The sequence below is a fragment of the Kiritimatiellia bacterium genome (assembly GCA_025054615.1).
Classification (GTDB): domain Bacteria; phylum Verrucomicrobiota; class Kiritimatiellia; order CAIVKH01; family CAIVKH01; genus JANWZO01.
Genome location: JANWZO010000029.1, coordinates 1 through 20,502 on the forward strand (window position 1 = coordinate 1; position 20,502 = coordinate 20,502).

Annotated in this window: 14 protein-coding genes; 4 read left to right on the forward strand and 10 right to left on the reverse strand. The window is 56.8% G+C overall.

The annotated features are described in order from the left end of the window. The first annotated feature begins 573 nt into the window (after positions 1 to 573). Positions 574 to 720 carry a hypothetical protein gene (locus tag NZ740_10185; GenBank protein MCS6772370.1) on the forward strand — a complete coding sequence of 49 codons (147 nt, stop codon included), beginning with the start codon at positions 574 to 576 and terminating at the stop codon, positions 718 to 720. Positions 721 to 2,124: 1,404 nt separating this feature from the next. On the opposite strand, the gene NZ740_10190 is transcribed toward NZ740_10185, so the two are convergent. The 6 genes from NZ740_10190 to NZ740_10215 all read right to left on the reverse strand — a co-directional run bounded on the left by NZ740_10190 (position 2,125) and on the right by NZ740_10215 (position 11,805). Further along, complete coding sequence (locus NZ740_10190; protein ID MCS6772371.1) at positions 2,125 to 2,721, reverse strand: type III secretion HpaP family protein; 597 nt, start codon at positions 2,719 to 2,721, stop codon at positions 2,125 to 2,127. Further along, entirely contained in the window at positions 2,718 to 6,485 is a 3,768-nt protein-coding gene (locus tag NZ740_10195) for a hypothetical protein (GenBank protein MCS6772372.1), read from the reverse strand. The genes NZ740_10190 and NZ740_10195 overlap by 4 nt, the downstream gene beginning before the upstream one ends. Before the next feature lie 383 nt (positions 6,486 to 6,868). Next, positions 6,869 to 7,843 (reverse strand): hypothetical protein, encoded by a 975-nt coding sequence (locus tag NZ740_10200; protein MCS6772373.1) that lies wholly within the window; start codon positions 7,841 to 7,843, stop codon positions 6,869 to 6,871. 85 nt (positions 7,844 to 7,928) lie between these two features. Next, a complete protein-coding gene (locus NZ740_10205; GenBank protein MCS6772374.1) occupies positions 7,929 to 8,621 on the reverse strand; it encodes a hypothetical protein in 693 nt (230 codons plus the stop codon). A gap of 816 nt (positions 8,622 to 9,437) precedes the next feature. Further along, entirely contained in the window at positions 9,438 to 9,734 is a 297-nt protein-coding gene (locus NZ740_10210; protein MCS6772375.1) for a hypothetical protein, read from the reverse strand. 1,105 nt (positions 9,735 to 10,839) lie between these two features. Beyond that, positions 10,840 to 11,805 carry a HAMP domain-containing histidine kinase gene (locus NZ740_10215; protein ID MCS6772376.1) on the reverse strand — a complete coding sequence of 322 codons (966 nt, stop codon included), beginning with the start codon at positions 11,803 to 11,805 and terminating at the stop codon, positions 10,840 to 10,842. Between the two features lie 122 nt (positions 11,806 to 11,927). Between NZ740_10215 and NZ740_10220 the strand changes: the two genes are divergently transcribed. Next, a complete protein-coding gene (locus NZ740_10220; GenBank protein ID MCS6772377.1) occupies positions 11,928 to 13,370 on the forward strand; it encodes a phospholipase D-like domain-containing protein in 1,443 nt (480 codons plus the stop codon). 302 nt (positions 13,371 to 13,672) lie between these two features. On the opposite strand, the gene NZ740_10225 is transcribed toward NZ740_10220, so the two are convergent. The 4 genes from NZ740_10225 to NZ740_10240 form a co-directional block, all read right to left on the reverse strand. Continuing rightward, complete coding sequence (locus NZ740_10225; protein ID MCS6772378.1) at positions 13,673 to 14,392, reverse strand: CAAX prenyl protease-related protein; 720 nt, start codon at positions 14,390 to 14,392, stop codon at positions 13,673 to 13,675. A gap of 49 nt (positions 14,393 to 14,441) precedes the next feature. After that, positions 14,442 to 15,236: a 4-hydroxy-tetrahydrodipicolinate reductase gene (gene dapB / locus NZ740_10230; protein ID MCS6772379.1), complete on the reverse strand. Its 795-nt coding sequence runs from the start codon at positions 15,234 to 15,236 to the stop codon at positions 14,442 to 14,444. A gap of 23 nt (positions 15,237 to 15,259) precedes the next feature. After that, on the reverse strand, positions 15,260 to 16,144 hold the full coding sequence (gene dapA, locus NZ740_10235) for a 4-hydroxy-tetrahydrodipicolinate synthase (protein ID MCS6772380.1): 885 nt from the start codon (positions 16,142 to 16,144) through the stop codon (positions 15,260 to 15,262). 83 nt (positions 16,145 to 16,227) lie between these two features. Next, positions 16,228 to 16,659 carry a hypothetical protein gene (locus tag NZ740_10240; GenBank protein MCS6772381.1) on the reverse strand — a complete coding sequence of 144 codons (432 nt, stop codon included), beginning with the start codon at positions 16,657 to 16,659 and terminating at the stop codon, positions 16,228 to 16,230. A gap of 44 nt (positions 16,660 to 16,703) precedes the next feature. Between NZ740_10240 and NZ740_10245 the strand changes: the two genes are divergently transcribed. Continuing rightward, positions 16,704 to 17,597, forward strand: a complete 894-nt coding sequence (locus NZ740_10245; GenBank protein ID MCS6772382.1) for a TIGR01777 family oxidoreductase — start codon at positions 16,704 to 16,706, stop codon at positions 17,595 to 17,597. Between the two features lie 189 nt (positions 17,598 to 17,786). Further along, positions 17,787 to 20,502: GNAT family N-acetyltransferase (locus NZ740_10250; GenBank protein ID MCS6772383.1), on the forward strand; the 2,716-nt coding region annotated here is incomplete at its 3' end.

A 20,502-nucleotide genomic window follows, 5' to 3' on the forward strand; every position in this document is an offset into this window, starting at 1 on the left:
TAATTGCCAGATCAGAACCTCGGGCTGCGCTGAACGCCAGCGCGGTCAGCGTCAGAATTGCCATCACTCTCGTCCATTTCATTTTGTCTTCTCCTGTTGAGTTCAAGGACGGTTATGTTTATCGGTAAGGGATATGCCGTCCGTTTCATATCCTTCACCAACCAGTGTTATTGGCCGGACTATGGGTGCGGCCGCAATTCTGTTTGGATGATATTTTGGATTTAACGTCGCGACAAGGCTAAATTTGTCAGCGATCAATGGTTCTAGACGGATGGGCGGGCGATGAAGAAGGCTTTTTGCAGGTGGATTGGGCGCTGATGTAGCCGTAAACCACAGATGGCCACATAAAGACTACTTGAAACCGCGACGTTCCGATGACAGCAGATTGTCCAATTATCTTTGACGATTGGGAGTCAGCGCTCCATACCGAGATTCCTGCGAATCGGCAACGGGCGTACAGGGAGGCGATTGTCAAATTTCGATAATGGTTGCGCCAAACCGGCAAATTCGCCACAACGGCCACCTTCAAGAAACACCAGGATTGGAAGAAATCGTACCTCCCACCCGCCAAGTATGCCCTGCGCCTTGCGGCGCGACCCCGGCGATTTCAGCAACTTCGAGCGTGCCCGTGAGGGCCGGCAAGTTCCCACGGTCCTTATCGCCGAGGAATGCCGCCGGTTGTTTGAGCAGTTCAACGGCACCTATCAGCTGATGGATTAATGGATGTACGCTGCAGGCCTCCGGCTTTCGGAGCTGCTGCGGCTCCGCGTTAAGGACGTGGACCTTGAACGACTGCAACTGGCGATTCAGTTCGGCAAGGGACATAAGAGGCGGGTGACGATGATTCCGCCGAAGCTTGCGCCTGAGCTGCTCTCGGCATACTGGCGCCTCAAGTCCACTCCGCGCCCTCATCCTACCCAAACCCACCGGCCCGCCACACTCACCTATACGCCGCGTCCAGTATGTCTCGTTCTTATAAGTCGAACTTCACGGCGCACCCGATTCCGAACTCGCAAAGGGTAAGGATACGACAAAGGCGCTGGTAGGGCTCTGTTTAGTTCCGGAATGGCCTTCTCGATAATGACCACTTCCTCAGTAACCTTGTGATTGTTCCCATTTCCCTATTAGGAAACCACCTGTGCTGTCGAGACTTGCGCAGACCTAGAGGCGACCCTAAACCTGTTTTAGGAGAAGAAGCGTGCGTGAGATATGAACAGACCTTGATAGAGGACGGTGGATTTCTCCCAGCAGATACCCACGCGCCGAATGTTCCCCATCATACGACTAGTTCGTTTGACCGCCCATCGTCGGGCTTAGAGGCGCAGCGGCCGTCCTGCGTGAGCTTCTCCGGCCTACGATACGATCGGATCGGCGCAATCATCTCGATGCCGTGAACGGCCAATCCCTCGTCCAATCGATCGCTGTTGTAACCTCGATCACCAATAATTTGATTCCGCATCTCCCGGGTCAGCATGAAATCAAATAACCCCGAATCTTTAGGCACTCATGGGAGGATCTCCCGTCCCCGAACTCCGCCGGAAAGTCCTCCCACTCGGCGCCGTTGTCAAGGATCCTGAGATTCCTCAGAGAACTCATCGTTGATCTGCGGGAGGACGTCCACCCCGCGAGTTATCTGGTGAGTCACGGATATGACTGAGCAGCCAATCTCACTGAGTATCAGTAAATGTGAGCTTGCATAAACAGACATTGAACACTTTCTAATTTTCATAAGTTTGGGGCTACCCTCTCATCTCTTAGCGGTCAGCGTCAGGACCACGCGGCTGACGGGCCATCCGGTATACATCTCGTAATCACGAGCTGCTTGGCTCGGTTGGTTTTCCGCCGGTTATTCTCCTTATGGCTAACGATAACTGTAAAAGAATTTACCGCCTTTCTGATTCATTTCCATTATTTGTTTTTTCGCGCAATCGGGGCACTGGCATGCGCATACAAGCCGTATCGCGCTCAGCTCAGCGATAACTCAATCCGTTCAGCGTATTTCTAAAGATACCCACGGCGACGAAGCTGCGTGTTTGCCCTAAAGTCAGCAATCGCGGCTGTACGTCGGACAGAGCCTCTCAACGTAAAGGCCGCGACTGGCTTGTTCAACAGTTGGGGCTGTCTCTATCGATCCTCTTTCGAGAATGGGACACGGATTTCGATTCCCGTATCAAGAAAACGAAAAGAGAAGAATTCGGACTGATCCAGTCCGCGAAGATCGCACTCGATCTGCCATTCGCCGCATTTGAAAACCAGCGAGTCCTCGCTCAAGGGGACGAAATTCACATCGTTGCTTCGGCACTTCCTTTCGACCAAGAGGACGGTCGCCGTCTCCAATGTCCGCCGATGCTCGAGGTTGATTCGACTCGCTTTCGGAGAGAACCGAAAGGCTAAATCTCCCACAGTCCAATCCATATGCAGCTCTGTATTGGGAAGCACCTCTGGGGGCTGCGCTTTTACTGAAGCAACGACCGACGCTTCGGGCTTCGGGATAGAGCGCGCGCCCGGCGGAATAAAGGGTGTTGACTCTTGAACCTCCTGTTCGGACGCCGGCGGCGGGTGCGGTTCCGTCAAGCCTTTGATTATGGGAAACTCCGGAATCTCTTCCACATCGGCGATCCCCCACTCGCGGAGCTTCTCCTCGGCTTCGCTCGCTGACCGGCGAGCTTTCTGAACATTCTTGCGTTCCTCGCGCTCGACCTGCCGGCGTTTGCATTTCACCCAGCGGACTTTAGCCCGGTCCTTTTGCTCACGAGTAACACCGAGGATGCTATGACATTCTCGTAGAACATAAGGGCGTCAATTACACGTCCTGCTCTTTCGATCGCAGCTCCCGCTACATCGGGGGTTGTGTGTCTGCACCATGAATCTATATCATTAATGAAGCAGTTCTTCAGATAGTCCCACACGCGGCGCTTTTGAGACGCCTCGGCTTTAACCAGTCCGTCAGAATCGGCCAAGCAGAGGGCCGTCTTAGCCAAAATTCGGTCGCCATTGTCCTTCACGAGGGAGGACAGAGCCTTGCTGGCGTCGCCTTGAACGAGCGCCCACCTTCCCTCAGATGAAAGGTCAGTCATATCCGCCCATCTGCCGCTCGCAACGAACAACTCCACAACCGCTTCTACCGCCTCCAAGGCGATTTTTCGGTCACCCCGGGCAAGCGCGGCCACGCAAACACGAGCAAAACCCTTCTCGTCGCGCGCCTTCTTCCAGTATTTGAGAGCAATCGCGAATTGATCCCTCCTCGTGTAGTGGTCCGCTACGATTCGGGCCTCCTCGATCGACAGATCCGTCTTGCGACCAGCCTCGATATCCCCGACCAGCAGATGTGCCTTCGCGGTGCGAAAATCCTCCGACTGTGTCTCGCCAGCACGTTCCCATGCGGAAATGGCCCCGGTCCAGTCTTGCGCGCGAAAGAACAAAGCTCCAAGGATCCGCGGTCGAACAGCAAAACCCATGTCCGCCAGTCGGCGGGCATATGAGGCTACATTGACCCACTTCCTAATATCACCGTTAGGTTGAATCTCTTGCACAAGCTTTTCGAAGATCTTTCCGATGGCTGTGCACCAAGCCTGACTAGACAAAGATTCGTTTCGAAAGCCAAGATCGGTAAGCCGTTCATCGAATAACCTCAACAACTCAATGGCAGTCTCTAGACTCGCAGCGTGCGAAATAAAATCCGAAATCCGATGCTCTAGTCGACCATGTAACCGCCCGGCGATTCTGCCAAGCTCCACAATTGCTGCGTATTCAGAACCTTCCCAGTATGCCGCCAGCGATTGATCGTAATCACCGCACTCGGCAAATTCATCGCCAGCCTCCTTGAACCTGCGTTCGTATAGCAGCGCAGACGCACGACACTGCCGTGCTTTGAAGTTGTCCCCAACACCGGAATATGACATCGCTGCGGACCTTAGCATATACGCATCCTTTCTGGCTTTGCCCTCGCGCTCATAGCGCTCAGCGATGTCTTTGAGGCCGTCGCGATCCGACGACCAATCTGAATCTCTACCTTGTTCGATAAGGCCTATGCTATCGCGCCACACCTCGCTGCTGTGGCGTAGCCTCGCCAATAGCTTGCGCTGTGTCTCAAGATCGGTTGCAAAAGACCATAGCCGATCCAACCCTCGTTGCGTGTCGATCACAAAGAGTCGGCGCTTTGGGCGACTGGCCGCAACGTATAAGCGATTAATAAAATACTCGCGGGGCAATGCCCACTCCGGTTCAACGTTCCAGAGATCGTCTCTCTGGAGAGGCATCAAGAGATCCTCGAACGCGCTTTCCCCAAAACCATACAAAACAACACGATTGAACTCCAACCCCTTAGCGCGGGTGGCACTCAGAACGTTGTTTGCAACTCCTGTATCGTCGCGTTGGACGGCAGAGGCAAGAAACTCGTCCTTCGCAACGTAATCTACTTCTTCGCCCTCCAAACAGGGTATGATGATTGTAAGGTCCTTCTCGTTTCTAAGCGCCTCGAGGACTTTATCATTCCCTTTTTCGAACCATAAAGGAATTGGAGATTCTTGCTCATATTGCCATGTTGTTTGCGGCTTGAGATTCGAAATATCGAAAAGGAAAGAGCGAAGCGCCTGGATCGTGTTGCATAAACGAACGATGTTTTTTGTTGAGCGGTAGTTGAAAGACAGCTCTCTATAATTCATATCCCGGATGCCCGACCTGCACGCAGGATCAAGAGAACGAATAAATTTCTGAACAAAGGCCGACTTTATAGCCTCCCACCGGAATCCTGTCGGATTGAGAGTCTGAAAGGGGTCGCCAGCGAACGCAAAAGGCACACGGTTCAATTCTTGCGGTGTAAGGCGACGTTGTGAGAAGATAGATAGTCTAAAGATGATTTCCAGTTCGAGCCGAGTGAAGTCCTGGGCTTCATCGCAAAAGATGGCGGGATATTCCGCTTTCACCGCATCGATCTCAATCAGGTGTCGTGCAAGATCTTGATCATCCCAGTGCAAACCCTCCTCACACATTGGACGATACCAGCTCTCCCAGACTCTCTCATAAACAGTCTTAAAGCATTGTGTGCTGACGGTCTTTTCCTTTTCTGGTTGAGCTCGATATTCATCCGGATCAAGATAACCATCGACGCTCAATCCCTTGATGTAACTTCTTATAATATGCCAAGATATATCGGGGCCGTATTCTCTGATAGCCACCGGATCGCGGCCGAACCTCAACTGCCACAAACCCTTGAACCTAGCATGATCAACATACAGACGGCGCGAGAACCTCCCTGCACGGTCTTCGGAAGAGAGAAATGAGTACAGAAAGTCGTGGAAATCCCTGAAACACATCCTTAATAATTCTTCGTTAAAATTCCTATTATTGTTACTCTGGTGATGGCGCAATACGTAACGGTGTCCGCATTTAAGAAGTCCCGAAACGACTTTCATTGAGCGCTGTAAAAGGTCGGCGCTGCACGTAAAGTAGATCGGAGGCCTGACGCTGGGTTGTTCCGGCATAGAGAAGTGGAGCCGAAGGTAGTCAGCAAATAGATACTGTAGGATGGTCGATTTTCCGCTGCCCGCGCGGCCATTGATGAAGAGAGGAAATCCCACGACCCCATTCGTCGCAACCTGGGAATGAACCGATTCCAGAATGGTTGCCTCCTCTGGAGATAGTGCAAGATTTGATGCTTCGTCCTGCTCGACGTCGATCCAAAGATCTACATCCAACAGTAATTCATTCGGATATGCACGCATCGAATTCTGGAGAATGAGTTCCTCCGTGACCGATCCTGCTTCGGGTTCCAGAATCGAAGCATATCGCTGACGGACTCTCGATTCCTCGCCATCGACCTCTGTCAGAAGCCCCGCCAAAAAAAGCTTTGAATGATGTGGAAAGAGTCGGCCAACGATACGAATATCGCCTTGTCCTCGAACGTATATTATGTGATTGTCGCTTGGTCCTTTTTCAGACGCTTCAAGAATCGCCTCGGCCAAAAGAACCAATCTATTCCTCACCTTTTTGTCGGTAACCGCGCGTACCCAGTCCTCGCTTTCGCACACGAATATTTGAGCCAGGTTCGTTTGTGACTCCCCCATAACATCCCACAAATAGCGTCGCTCGATGTCTGTCGGCTCGGCTTTAGCTGGAGGTGGATTCTCTCTAAGCTGCTCTTTCAGCCATGTTTCCAAATCTGCCGTATTGACCAGCGATGCAAGATAACGGTCTCCGTATTCTCTTGGATTATTTAGAAAGTCTTCGTAATCAGCACTTCCGCGAACTAACAGCCTCAAAAAGCAAACAATTAGATGCTCGCCGTCACAGAACGGATACTGTCGGGCTATTAAACGCAATTGCCGGTGAAACCGCTTCTTCATGTACGGAGGAGGAAAATTGTCGAAGAGATCCGTCCTTTGAGCCTGAAGTAGGCGCTTGCGAAATCGCTCTATGTCATGTGTAACGGCGTGATTATCAATATCTTCTTCACATTCCCTCGTCGTATAAACAAATAATGCCATGACCCATCCTCCCTAATTCTGTATCCCCTGCTTAGATTATTCGATTAAGCCTATAGCAATGAAGCCCGCATCGGGATACTCGTGTAAACATGACCGTCTTGCCGCTTTAGATAGCCTCCGCCTGTTCTTTGTTTCATGATTCATATTATTCGATCGCTCTGTGGCATGTTGCCCCTATTTCGCATCCGTTTCAAGAGTATCCCAATCGCAGTGACGGGGGTTTCCGCGCTACATGCAGCGCATGACGATCCGGCTTCAATAATCACTTCAACCCGTGTCCCCCCTATCAGGGACGGGGACAACAGGCTATTTTCCTTTGCGTCTCGCACTGTCGAAATCACCTTTTTATTCAAGATTCTGCCTATTTTAACGTTGCGACGGATTCATGGTATGCAGCGCGGCTTAGTCAGCCGTCCTCCCTCTGTTCGTGAAATTTTTGCTAGAGCATGGATTTTTTGTCTGAAATCTTCCATTAGTGCCGACTTGCTGTCGAAGACCTCTAAAGAAACCATCTCTTCTATGTCGTCATACCGACCACCAGTGTGCTTGGGTACTATAGAGCCCGCTAAGCTCCGCAAGTCCGATACTAAACAGATGTTATCGCGAATCTTTCGCGAAATCGCCTCGATTATGCGGCGTCTCACATATTCGGCAGTGAAGGCTAGGAATTCTTCGCGTCGGGACTCCAACGTCTTATCGCGTGTTACAAAGCTGGAGAATGCCTGACAACCGAGAAGTAGAGAATTGACGGCGGCCTCCTCCATGGCCCTACTAAGCTCGTGAAAAGCAGATGACATCTCGATGTGCTGATATTCGTGGGCGATTAGTAGAGCCTCATAATTGCTATCATTTCGGAGGGGGCCAGCGGCAAAAAGCCGCTTCCCGCAAATGAATAGCTGGTTTCTGGCATCAGCTAAACCGATTGACTCCAGATATTCAACGATGACATTCCGCAACTCATTTTGTGAAGGTTGTACCGTAACCGTCTGAATTCGGTCGGCTTTTCTAAAATTATTATAACGTTCAAATGCCTTCAGCCAGTCGAACGGATATTTAGAAGGTTTCCGATTTGAACGATTTTGTGAATCAGCGTGAAGTAAGTATCGGAGCATTGCGTGGCTTGTAGGAAAATCACCGACTCCAAGGAAACAAAGAAGTCGTCCTAGATGGACCAACGAGTAATAATAGCAGGTCGCCGCCCAATTTAAGTTGTCTCGCTCTCTTTCCCATCGCCCGAGAAAGCAGTCCTGAATCGCTGCTACCAGCAGGCAGAATGCAATGTAATACCTTTGTGCCTTCCTTTCATCACTGATATTCCAGTATTGAATGGACGTAAGTTTATCTCGGTCCGTGGGCATGAAGATGTGCTCCTTTCCTACTCCTAATGCACTTTACTGAACACTTCCGGCGTAGAGCCGTAGGACGCAGGCGAAGGTATCGTGTTCATTCTGCCAGGCTTTGAATAGCAACCTCGGGTGATGCAGCATACTTCCTGATCTTTTTAGGGTCGCTATAGATCGATGTGTAGATGTATGTCCCGATGGGGTAGAGTCTGCCTGTCCATATATCTCCATCGACATAACCGCTAGGGAGACCGACGATGAAAACAGGATTATGTCGTTTCTCTTTGATGGTAAATGTTTTAACCTCGGCACGAACGACGGACCCCTGCGAGCCCGAGGGCATCGTTTGGAGGGTGTCGCTCAAAGGGTTGTAGGTGGTGGATCTGCCGGAATGCGTCTTCGTGACGACATTTGTAAACGTATAGGTTTTGTAAACCGTGATATAGGCCAGCGCACCGTCATCGAGAACTCGGCTCAGCCTTGCCTCAACCTCAATCGCCGCCGAGTCAAGCAATCGATAGAGGCGCGCCTTGGCAGCCTGCTGCTGTTGGGCATAGTAGTATCGGCGATGCTTCTCCGAGTCGTAACCGTACCTATCGCGGATTTCTTGAGGCAATTCAGGGAAGCACAACTTCCCAATACCTGCAGCGTGTTTTACGAGGATCCCATCCGCTTCCACGCGCATTACCGTGACGTCGGAGTATTTTTTTCCATCCAGTGTTGTGATGTCGTCGGACAACGCCGATGTCACCCCGAGCATCGCTGCAACTGCGATGTGTGAGTATCGCCCCATCCTAGCATCCTCCTCTTCACCGAACACCATCGCTCAGGAGGGCACGAGTCCCCCTGAGTGTGCTCGCCTACGTAAGGCTCGATTCGGATAGGCTTCGTTTCCGCTATTCTTTGCCCGTTTTGCACGATGCACCTTCTTCAAGGTGATTTTCTCTTTTTCCCTTCCCACTTCAAGTATTCAATGAGCCCTTATCCAGGAGGGCTTCGGTGTTGAGGTCTTATCGTTCTCAGCATTTCCTGACACTGAACTCGTGCCGAATGTTCCTTACTGCATTCTCGGCGAATAATCACGTGCCCGCTCCTACATGCTATTTCAAAGATCGAAACAGTTTTCTGAGGAGTAAAACGTTAGGCTTGAGCGGCGTCACCCCCTTGAGCGTTCAAAACTTGAGCGGCATGCCTATTCGATGATTGTCTTAAATTTGCGCTTAAATTTTCAAATCAATCTATCCCGCCCTGATTTCTACCGGTTGAGACCCATAATCGACCTAAGATTCATCTAGATAACGTTTTCGATATCTACTTTAGCTATGAAAAACTTGCCGCAATTGTCGCGTCAGCGCGTATCCCGCAATTGGACGTGATCACCCCCGCATTGACAAAGCCCATCGGTTCGCGATGGTTTGCGATATTTCAGAAATTCGTTTTCGATCAACATTTGCGGGCACCGTATTGCTATCCACCTAACGGCTCCGTTTTCGGCGAACATGAGGATAAACTGGGTGAGAGAAATAATCACCGAGATGGGAGCTACAAAACTTGTCTGCCCTTGGAGCGAGACGGTGAAGTCATGGAGCACGGAGTCCCAGACGGTGGTTCACCGGCTCTTCTGCGTTGGCGATAGGACAAATACGGATGCGATAGCGATTCCGATCGTCACAACGTTAACGATGGACCAGAGTTCACGGTCCAGCCCGACCCGAAAGATGGGGTTGTAGATTGCCGCAATAACTCCAAGAATCCATGCCCATTGCTCATTCCGCTGTCTGATGGCCAGGACTGTGAGATAGGCGAAAACAGCGCAGCAGACGTAGCGAAGCAGGATGTAATACCCATACGGGTTGTCCCGACTCTGCGCCCCCAGGAGCATCACGCTCGCGATTGCTTGCGGCACCCAGATTCTCTTTATCTCTTCATTTCCCATTATTTTCCCGTCGATTTTGAGCTTGCGGCCGGGTCATTCATACAGAAAAGCCCATTGTTCGACCTGGGGATTTTGACCCCGCCTGTAGTATTGCGCACCTTTCGATCGCTGTTCAAGAGCATATCGTCCTTTCGAAACCTTTTCAAGGATTCAATTGCCCGCGCCGCCAGCGATGGTCCCTGTCACCGACCGACGGCGTGATTTGTCGAATCAGGCCAATGATTCCGTGGCGCGCTTTCCTCAGGCCGTCAACGTTTCAAAAGAGCTTCAAAGGCCCAAGAGGTCCCATCGTTCCAAATAGTGTCTTTCGGGATCGCGAAATTTCCTCACGGGGCTATCCCGGTGGGCTTGGCCCTTCCTTCCAGGCGTTTCCAGCCATTTTTTATGATCGTTCCTAACAAACTCAGCGACTTTCCCGCTTGGAACGATGTAGAATCGGGCCGCTGTCGATCCTCCTTTAGATTTACGAATACATAGAATAGATGATCAGATTGACACTTCTCGGCGTTCCTGTTTAGAACCCAGCGAGGTTCTTTTCCCTGATTTGTTTTTACCGGGATCGCGACCGGCTTCGTCGCAGACGCGTTGGATACAAGAATATCGATCCCTCGCGTGTTGCGTAATGTGATCGAAGCCATGTGGCCTAACCGGCACAATTCGCCGCAACCAGGTATTCGCCAGCTACTCCTGTCCGACCTTTCGAAAGCCTAACCAATGACATAAGAAAACGCCTTCCCACAACATGACAAATGATTATGCCAGGACCTCGATTACAACCAGTATTGTCTGAGCCTGCTCGATAGTTTGAAAGATAGGGCGCTGCAAGGCTTTTTTCTTCAGCCCGTGATGGTTGAGGATAAGAAAGCGGGCGATCAGGGGTTTCCGGATTGTAGTGAGGTTTGGATTTTGGTAGGCCGCGCGTATACCAAAGTGAACGGGTAAGCCAGATATCTAAGGAGTTGCGCACGGACTAAAAAGTTATGAGCGCGGCGAATTCGAGGTGAGGGCAGACCGTTTCCGGCACGCCGGCGGAGCTTCGCTCACAATGTGTTCCAAAACAGCGCGACTGGAGCGTTCAGCCCGAAGCTCGTTTGGGTAACTTCACGCGGAGGCAGGCGCCTCCGAGGGGCGATTCGGAAGCTTCGATGGTGCCGCCATGCGCCCTGGCAATCGCGCGGGCCGAGACCAGACCCAGACCCAGGCCCGACGATTTCGTTGTATAAAATGGATTGAAGATCCGCTCCCGTTGCTCCGCGGAAATGCCGGGCCCATTATCGTGAACCTCGATCACCACCTCGCCGGGCGAGTCTTCGACCCAAATTTCGACCCGACCGCGGGGCGGCACGGCTTCCGCGGCGTTGATCACCAAATTTTGCAGTAAATCGCGGATCATCGGCTCGTGTATCTCAATCTCCGCCGTATTGGGTCCGCTGATGGCGAGCAGCCGATCGCTCATCGCGGGGTGCCGCTGCAGCCATCTTGCCGCGTCCCGAACCACGCGCATGAGATCCTGCCTCGTTTTGGGAAGCGACTCTGCCGGGCGCTCGAGGGCCGACATCCGCCTCGTTAATTCGTGCAAGCGGTCGAAGGACTCCACGATATCGCGGAGCATTTGCCGACCGGCGGAATCCAGCGATCCATGCGCGTTCAACATCTCCGCATTCGCCAGGCCAACGGCGAGCACGTTGTTCATATCGTGAGCAACGGCGCCCGCCATCAGGCTGATGGCCGCGCGCCGCTCCGCGGCCACCAGGACATCCTGCTGCTCGGCGATGCGTTGCCGGTCGCGCGCCATCCGCCGCAACAACCGCTGCAACAAGCCGAACAGCACAAGCGATGTGAGACCGACGAAGCCAATCCCCTTGGCCGTCTGGAGTACTCTATAGAACTCAGGCTCCGCCGCCCAGTCCGCGGCGAGCCGGTCCGACACGGCGATGTAGATAGCCGATAACGTGAAATAAACGGCTGCCGCCACCAGCGCCGTCCGGTTGTAATGGGCAAGGTACCGCGGAATTCCGCTTGTCTCGATCGGTTGACTCACCTTACTGCCCCCACTGGATACGCTACTCCTCGAGGTGCGGCACAGCAAGTTCGCAGGCTCGTCCGGGCGGAAATCAGCGTTCTGCTGGCAGCCTCATCAACGGCCCCTTATACTGCCCGCGCATGGCGGATTGGTGGATCGGCGCATGGCCCCATCTCGCGGCGGCGGCCATCCTCGCGTTGGATGTGTGGGCGGCAGCTCACGCGATCCTTTACAAGCGGGACCCTCGCTCGGCAACGACCTGGATCGGCGTGATCCTGCTCTTCCCGGTGGCGGGAGCCGCGCTGTATGTGCTCCTCGGCATCAACCGCATCCAGCGCCGCGCGGTGCTACTGCGCGACCGACGCGCCGTTCTGCTGCCGATGCCCGGCGCGCCGAGCACCGCCTCCTCCGCTCCGCTGCCGGATCGCTTCGATCACCTTCTCGCCCTATCGAAGGCAGTCGGCCGGATTTCCGACCTCCCCCTTTGCACCGGAAACGCCATCACGCCGCTCCGAAACGGTGAAGAAGCCTACCCCGCGATGCTCGCCGCCATTGAGTCCGCGCAGGTGAGCGTGACCCTTTCGACCTACATTTTCGCTCACGACGCCGTGGGTCTCCGTTTTGCCGACGCGTTGGGCGACGCGGTCGAACGCGGGGTGCAAGTGCGCGTACTCATCGATGACGTCGGCGCGCGCTACTCGTTCCCCACCATCTACGGCGCCCTGGAACGCCGACACGTAAAGTTCGCGGCCTTCATGCCGACGTTTTTCCATTGGCGAATGCCCTACATCAACCTGCGCAACCACCGAAAAATCCTCGTGGTCGACAGCCGGGTGGGCTTCACCGGCGGCATGAACATCCGCCAAAACCATCTGGTGTCCGATCGGGAGGGCGACCGCGTACAGGATCTCCATTTCCGCATCGAGGGGCCCGCGGTCGCCCAAATGCAGACGGTTTTCGCGGAGGACTGGGCATTCACGACCGGCGAGCGGCTGGAGGGCGATCCGTGGTTTGCTGAGCCGCGCGCGGCTGGCGATATCTGGGCGCGGGGCATTCCGGACGGGCCGGATGAGGACCGCGACAAGCTCCGGTCCACGATTCTCGCCGCACTAGCCTGCGCCCGCCGGCGCGTTCGGATTGTCACGCCCTATTTCCTTCCGGACTCAGCCCTCATCAGTTCCTTGAACACCTGCGCGCTGCGCGGCGTGGAGGTCCAAATCGTAATCCCGCTGGTCAACAATCTGCGCGCCGTCGGCTGGGCTTGCCAAGCTCACCTCTGGCAGGTCCTAGAGCGCGGCTGCCGCGTATGGCGGACGCCGCCGCCCTTCGACCATTCGAAACTCTTTGTCGTCGACGACGCGTGGTCGCTGATTGGCTCCGGCAACTGGGACCCGCGATCGCTGCGGCTCAACTTCGAGTTCAACCTCGAATGCTACCACGAAGGCTTCGCTGCGGAGCTGAACCGCCGGATCGACGAGAAAATCGCCTCGGCGCGGGAGGCGACGCTGGCCGAACTTGATGCCCGGCCACTGCCGATCCGCCTGCGCGACGGAGTGGCGCGGCTATTCTGGCCCTACCTGTGAGTGAGGCGAGGCTGCGCAGTGCCCGGAACCTCGGACCCGCCCCTCAATTTCCATCGCATGGAAATTTCCATTCTATGGAAACACCTCCGCTGCGGATTTCCATGCCATGGAAATTTCCATCCTATGGAAAATGATCGGCCACGGGCTTCCATGCTATGGAAATTTCCATGGCATGGAAAATTTCGGCGCCTTTGACTAGGCGGCGCGTTCCGGCGGCGGGCTAGGCGGCGGGCGGCGCGCTCGCGCAGCGTGCAGGCTGCGGATCATGCGCGCTGCAGTCGCCGCGCAGGGACAGGGCGGCGTCACCAAAACTGGTACTGGCGAGTCGCGACGACGTAGGCGCCGAGCGTGAGATTCGTTAGGGCGTGGGCGAACGCGACGCACCAGATATTCCGGGTCCGGATGAACAGCCAGCCATAGGCCAGGCCGGCCGCGAATCCCGCCAGCCACTCCATATGTTCTGCAGCAAAGATCGCGGCCACGGCGAAGAAGGGAAGCGCGGCAAACCGACCTGGATCGACCTGCCGGAAGTCGCCGCCGAACATCCAGCGATACAGGAACCCTCGCCAAAAGAATTCCTCGATGATGCCGATGACGAGGCCGGAGCCGAGAATGCGGACTAAGGTCAGCGGCCAACCGCATGTCTCCGGCGCATAGGGTGACGCGGCGGGCGGCTCGCGCAGTTCGCCCAGCGGGCGGACGCCCCAGCGGAGGTACAAGTCTCGGAGCGGTTCCAACCGGGCCGCCGCCGGATGTTCCAGCGCCACCCACGCGATAAACACGGCGAGTCCGACGATGATCGCCGGCGGCAGGTGCCTCCAGGCCAGCGGCGCGTATCCCTGCCAGGGCCGGAGATAGAGGAAAAGCCCCAGGCACACGGCGCTGCGGATTGCGTAGGCCCAGGCGGGAGGCAGTTGCGGCATGTCGAGGAAATGCATCAGCAGTAGCCACGCGACGAATGGGATGACGTGCGCGGCGATCGCCCGTTTTTCTGGGCATGGGTCCTGTGGGATCGCGTTCATGGGCGGACGGAGCTCGGCCCTCGCGTGTCGGCTGGGAGCTGGCGAAGCATCACACGCCGAGGACGTCCCGCATTGAATAGAGGCCCGGCGGCCGCCCGCGGACCCAGAGGGCGGCGCGCAGGGCGCCGATCGCAAAGGTCTCGCGGCTTGTTGCGCGGTGGGAAAATTCGAGGACCTCGCCGTCCGCGGCAAACATCACCGTGTGATCGCCAACAATGTCGCCGCCTCGCACCGCATGGAACCCGATCTCCTGCGACGGGCGGTCTTGCGCGGCGAGCCCGTGTCGACCGTGTACGGACACCTCATCCAGATTCACGTCCAAGCCACGCGCGACCGCTTGGCCGAGCCCGAGGGCCGTTCCGCTGGGCGAATCTTTCTTCCGGCGGTGGTGCCGTTCGATGATTTCCACGTCATATCCTTTCCCCTTGAGGGCGCGCGCCGCCTGCTCCAAGAGGGCGAACAGCAAGTTGATGCCCAAGCTCATGTTGGGCGCCCAGACGATGGGGACTTTTTGAGCGGCGGCCTCGATGGCGGACCGGCCCTCCGGCCCGATTCCTGTGGTTCCGATCACCCAGGCCTTGCCCCACGCTGCGATGCGGGGCGCATTCCCGACGGTGCCGTGGTGGGCGCTGAAATCGATCAGCACGTCCGCCTCCGGGGCGACGGCCGCGAGGTCGCTGGTAATGGTTACGCCCGTTTTCCCCGCGGGTTGACCGCGGAGGGGGCAGTCCCACAAATCCACCGCGCCCACGAGTCGGATGCCCGGCACGGCCTGGTTTTCGATGCACCGGATGAGCGTCTGCCCCATGCGCCCGCCGGCGCCGATGATCACAACGTTGGTCATGTCGGTCTCCCGGGGTGAGCGGTTCACAACAGGCCGAGCGCCTGCAGCGTCTCCCGCAGGCGGGCCTTTAGAGGAGCGGACATTTCGCAGAGCGGAAGGCGGAACGCCTCTTCGATCCGGCCCATCATCGCGAGGGCGGTCTTGACGGGAATTGGGTTGGTGTCGATGAACAAATCCGCGAACAACCGATAGTACCGGTAATGCAAGGCGCGCGCCTCCGCCCAGCGGCCGGCGAGCGCGTGATGCACCATGTCAGCGATGGGCCTGGGCGCGACATTCGAGGCTACGCTGATGACACCGACCGCACCGACCGACATCATGGGCAGCGTCAGCGAGTCGTCGCCGGATAGCACCTCGATCTGGCAGCGGGCAAGGATCTGGCTTACCCGGTCCACGCTCCCGCCGGCTTCCTTGATCGCGACAATTTTCGGGTGAGCGGAGAGTTCTGCCACGACCTCGACCGGGATTTCTTTGCCGGTCCGCCCGGGGACATTGTAAAGGACCACCGGCAGGCCCAGTTCGGCTACGGCCGTGAAGTGCCGAATCAGGCCCAGCGAGTTGGGTTTGTTGTAGTAGGGGGTCACTTGAAGCGTCGCATCCGCGCCGGCATCGCGCGCGTGGCGTGTCAGCTCCAACGCCTCGGCCGTCGAGTTGGCTCCGGTGCCCGCGATGATCTTGCAGCGCTTGCGGGCCGTTTCGATAGCCACCTCGATGACGCGTTCATGTTCGGCGTAGTTGAGGGTGGGCGACTCGCCGGTGGTGCCGACCGGCACCAGGCCGTCGATCCCGTTGGCAATTTGGAATTCAATCAGATCCTTGAAGCGCTCAAAGTCGATGTCTCCGGACCGGGTGAACGGGGTGACGATGGCCGTGTAGGCTCCGGCCCAGCGATACGGCATGGATTCCATGGGTTTGTCCTTCGTTTCAACAGTTCAATGCATCGGGATAGAATAAGGGGCGGCTGGGCGCGACTCCAGTCCGCAGATGGGCGTCAACTCGACTTTCGATTCACCATCCACGCTGAAAATTCCTCCAGCCATCGTTTGAATCCCTCAAGGTGGCGGGAAGGGAAGTGGTACTGGTCGGCCTTCTCGAGCACTTTGAAAAAACAGTCCAGCCAGACGCGGCGGGCCGCTTCGTCGATGGGGAAGGCGAGGTGCCGCGCGCGCATCATGGGGGGTCCGTACCTTTGATGGTAGAGCGGCGGTCCGCCGCAGATGCCGACCAGAAACGCGGCGAGTTTTTCCGACGCCGCGGGCAGATCGTCTGAGAACAGCGGGCGGATCGGCGAACGGCCGATCTCGTCGTAAAAATCCCGGCACATTCGGAATATATTTTCTTCGCCCATCGCCGCGTAGATTTCGCGGCTTGGGCCCGGGCCCTGCGGCGGGCCGCTCGGCGGCACATAGATAGCATCTGACACGTGATTCGACATCCGCCCTAACGCGTCCTACAGTTTGTCTCACTATGAAGATTTTGGTCACCGGTTCAAGCGGGTTGATCGGCTCCGCGCTGGTGCAGCATTTGACAGCGTGTGGGCATTACGTCATCCGATTGGTCCGTAAGGATCCTGACCGCTCTCGCGGGGACTTGATGTGGGATCCGGCGGCGGGTCGTATTGAGCGTTCGGGCCTGGAGCGCCTTGACGGGGTGGTCCACCTCGCGGGCGAATCCATTTTGGGATTGTGGACCGAGTCCAAAAAACAGCGCATTTATCGAAGCCGCGTGCCCGCGACGGAGTTCCTGATGGAGTCGCTCGCCGGGCTTACGCATCGGCCGCGGGTGATCATCAGCGCATCGGCGATCGGCTATTACGGCAACCGGGGGGATACTTGGCTGAACGAACAATCCCCGCCCGGCCACGGATTTCTCGCTTCCGTGTGCGTGGACTGGGAGAAAGCGACCGAACTGGCATCGAATGCCGGAATTCGCGTAGTGAACCTCAGGATTGGCGTGGTGCTTTCGCCCGCGGGCGGCGCTCTCAAAATCATGCTTCCGGCGTTCCGCCTTGGACTCGGGGGACCGCTAGGGAGCGGGAAGCAATACATGAGCTGGATCGAGCTCGGCGATCTGCTGTCCGCCATCAATTATTGTCTGGAGAAAGAGGCGCTTCGGGGGCCAGTCAACGCCGTGGCGCCTGAGCCGGTGACCAATCGTGAATTCGCCCGAGCGCTGGGCCGCGCCTTGCGGCGGCCCACATTTTTGCCCGTGCCCGGATTCGCGCTGAAACTCCTGCTGGGCGACCTGGCGCGCGAAAGTCTGCTGGCGAGCCTGCGTGTTGAGCCGGTGGCCCTGCGCCGTGCCGGCTTCCAGTTTGCCTGTCCGACCCTGCCGGATGCGTTGAAGGTTTGCCTGCGCTGACCCATCCTCGCTAAATAACGTCGATCTCGGCGCCAGAACCGTCTGCCGCCGAGATGACGCAAAAAGGTCCTTATGGGCCCCTATCGGGGAATCCCCGATTTTTTCCCGCTTTAGGCTTTTCAGTTGATTTCTCCGCCCAAAAGGACCAGAAAAAATTTTCGAAACTATCCTCTGTTTCAGGAATAACCTATGAAAACCTTCAAGCCGCTCTTTCTTCCCGCCCTCTATCAAGATTCTGCCGCCAGCGGGCGGATCATCCTTCGAGATGGATCCACAGCCACCATTCGATTGAGTCAGCCCTCGGATGCGGACGCCGTCGCTGCATTTTTCCAGCAGCTTTCGCCGGAGTCGAGGCGCCAGCGGTTCTTTTCCGACAGCAAGCCCGGGATGGACATGATCGCCTCGCTATGCGATTCGTCCAATCCTCGGAAGCAGGTGACCATGCTCGTCAGCCGGGTAACCGACGGCGCGCCAAGCATCATTGCGACGGGCTCCTACATTGCGCACGACGAAAAGACGGCGGAATTCGCCGTTGCCGTGGACGACGAGTTTCAGGGAAAGGGCATTGGCACAATTTTGCTGGAGCGTTTGGCGGTCATCGCGGTGACGAACGGGTTCGTGCGATTTGTTGCCATCACCAGTCCCAACAACCAGCCGATGCTCGAAGTCTTCCGCAATTCGGGCTTCGAGATGCGCGAACAGCTCCGGGACGGCCTGGTGGAGGTGGACCTGGCCGTCACGCCGCGGCAGGAGAGCGTCCTTCGGTCCGAAATGCGGGACCGCATTTTCACAAACGCGTCGATTCGGCCGTTTTTCAAACCCAACGCCGTCGCGGTGGTGGGCGCCTCCCGCGAGCCCGGAAGCGTGGGCTATCGAATCATGCAGCAACTTCTTCAGGCGCAGTTCAACGGCCCGATCTATCCGGTGAACCCAAAGGCAACGGTGGTCTGTTCGATCCGCGCCTACAAATCTGTCCGCGACCTTCCGGAACCGGTGGATCTTGCGATTATCGTGGTGCCGAAGCAATTTGTGTTGGGGGTGGTGGACGACTGCGCCGCACGCGGGGTGAAGGCGCTCGTAGTCATCACGGCCGGCTTCGCGGAAACAGACGATGAGGGCAAAAAGCTCCAGGCCGCGCTGGTGGAAAAGGTCCGCGGCTATGGCATGCGCATGGTCGGGCCGAATTGTTTGGGCCTGATCAACACCGACCCGCAGGTCCGGCTCGGCGCATCCTTCTCACCGACCTATCCAAAGCACGGCAGCATTGCGATGTCCTCGCAGAGCGGCGCGCTGGGCATTGCCATCCTCGAACTGGCGACCAAACTGAATCTCGGGCTCTCGAATTTCGTCAGCGTGGGGAATAAAGCCGATGTCACCGGCAACGACCTGTTGCAGTATTGGGAGGAAGATCCGCAAACGAATGTCATCCTGCTGTACCTCGAATCATTCGGTAATCCGCGGCGGTTCGCGCGCATCGCCCGCCGCGTAGGGATGACGAAACCCATTGTCTGCGTGAAGAGCGGGCGGACCAGCGCCGGGAGCCGGGCCGCCGGTTCTCATACGGCGGCGCTGGCCGCCAGCGATGTGGCCACCGAGGCTCTCTTTCAACAAACGGGCGTCATCCGCGCCGAGACACTCGAAGAGATGTTTGATCTGGCGGCAACCCTGGCAAACCAGCCGCTGCCGCGCGGCAAGCGTGTGGGCATTGTGACGAACGCTGGCGGGCCCGGCATTCTTTGCACGGACGCATGCGAAGCCGGCGGCCTCGAGGTGCCCATCATCTCGGAAAAAACGCGTGCCGAACTCAAAACGTTCCTTCCGGCCGCCGCGGCGCTCAACAACCCAGTCGACATGATTGCCTCCGCGCCGCCGGAGCATTTCCGGCGCACGGTTGAGCTGGTGATGCGCGACGACAACGTCGACGCCGTCATCGTCATTTATATCCCCGTCGGAACGGCCGACAACAAAGCCATCATGGAGGCGGTGGCGGAGGGCGTTGCCGCCGGTCGCGCGGCGGGCGCAAAGGACAAACCGGTCATCGCGGTCATGATGACGGAAGACCACGCGAACGTGCCCATGAAGGTCGGCAGCGAAACCCTCCCGCGATACCTGTTCCCCGAATCCGCGGCGCGCGTGTTGAGCAAGGTCGTCCGGTATGCTGAGTGGCGGAGCGCTCCTCCGGCCGTCATTCCGGATTTCGACGATGTCGACGTGGCGGCCGCCCGGGCGATCTGCCAGAAAGCCATTCGAGAACGTAACGGCGGCTGGCTGTTGGGCGAGGAGGTCCGCAAGATCCTCTCGGCATTCAAACTTCCGCTTCCGGCGGGCGGTGTGGCCAAGACGGCCGATGAAGCCGTCAAAATCGCGGAACAAATCGGATACCCTGTCGCCGTCAAGCTCGATTCCATCAAGCTGGTTCACAAAACGGAAGTCGGCGGAGTTTTGCTCAACCTCAAGAACGAAGAAGCGGTCCGTAAAGCCTTCGCCGCCATCGAGGCTCGGGTCCGGGAGTCGTCACATCCCGATGCCATGAACGGCGTGGTGGTCCAGCCGATGATTGCCGGCGTGGCCGAGGTCATGGTCGGGGTCACAGAAGATCCGCTGTTCGGACCGCTGATCGCTTTTGGGTTGGGCGGCGTTTACGTGGAGGTCCTCAAGGATGTGAATTTCCGCATCACTCCCTTGAGCGTTCAGGATGCCGCCCAAATGGTCCGCTCGATCAAGGGTTTCAAGCTGCTGCAAGGCTACCGCGGCCACGCGCCGGCGGATATAGAAGCTCTCGAGGAACTCCTGCTTCGGACCTCTTTCATGGTCGAGGAGATTCCCGAAATCCGCGAGCTGGACATGAATCCCGTCTTCGCGCTCGAACCCGGCAAGGGCGCCTGCATCGTCGACTGCCGAATCC

Excerpts from the sequence above, each read along its gene's own strand:
- NZ740_10185 (MCS6772370.1), top strand. The coding sequence starts at position 574 with ATGCCCTGCGCCTTGCGGCGCGACCCCGGCGATTTCAGCAACTTCGAG.
- NZ740_10195 (MCS6772372.1), bottom strand. The coding sequence starts at position 6,485 with ATGGCATTATTTGTTTATACGACGAGGGAATGTGAAGAAGATATTGAT.
- NZ740_10200 (MCS6772373.1), bottom strand. The coding sequence starts at position 7,843 with ATGCCCACGGACCGAGATAAACTTACGTCCATTCAATACTGGAATATC.
- NZ740_10205 (MCS6772374.1), bottom strand. The coding sequence starts at position 8,621 with ATGGGGCGATACTCACACATCGCAGTTGCAGCGATGCTCGGGGTGACA.
- NZ740_10220 (MCS6772377.1), top strand. The coding sequence starts at position 11,928 with ATGGCGGATTGGTGGATCGGCGCATGGCCCCATCTCGCGGCGGCGGCC.
- NZ740_10225 (MCS6772378.1), bottom strand. The coding sequence starts at position 14,392 with ATGAACGCGATCCCACAGGACCCATGCCCAGAAAAACGGGCGATCGCC.
- dapB (MCS6772379.1), bottom strand. The coding sequence starts at position 15,236 with ATGACCAACGTTGTGATCATCGGCGCCGGCGGGCGCATGGGGCAGACG.
- dapA (MCS6772380.1), bottom strand. The coding sequence starts at position 16,144 with ATGGAATCCATGCCGTATCGCTGGGCCGGAGCCTACACGGCCATCGTC.
- NZ740_10245 (MCS6772382.1), top strand. The coding sequence starts at position 16,704 with ATGAAGATTTTGGTCACCGGTTCAAGCGGGTTGATCGGCTCCGCGCTG.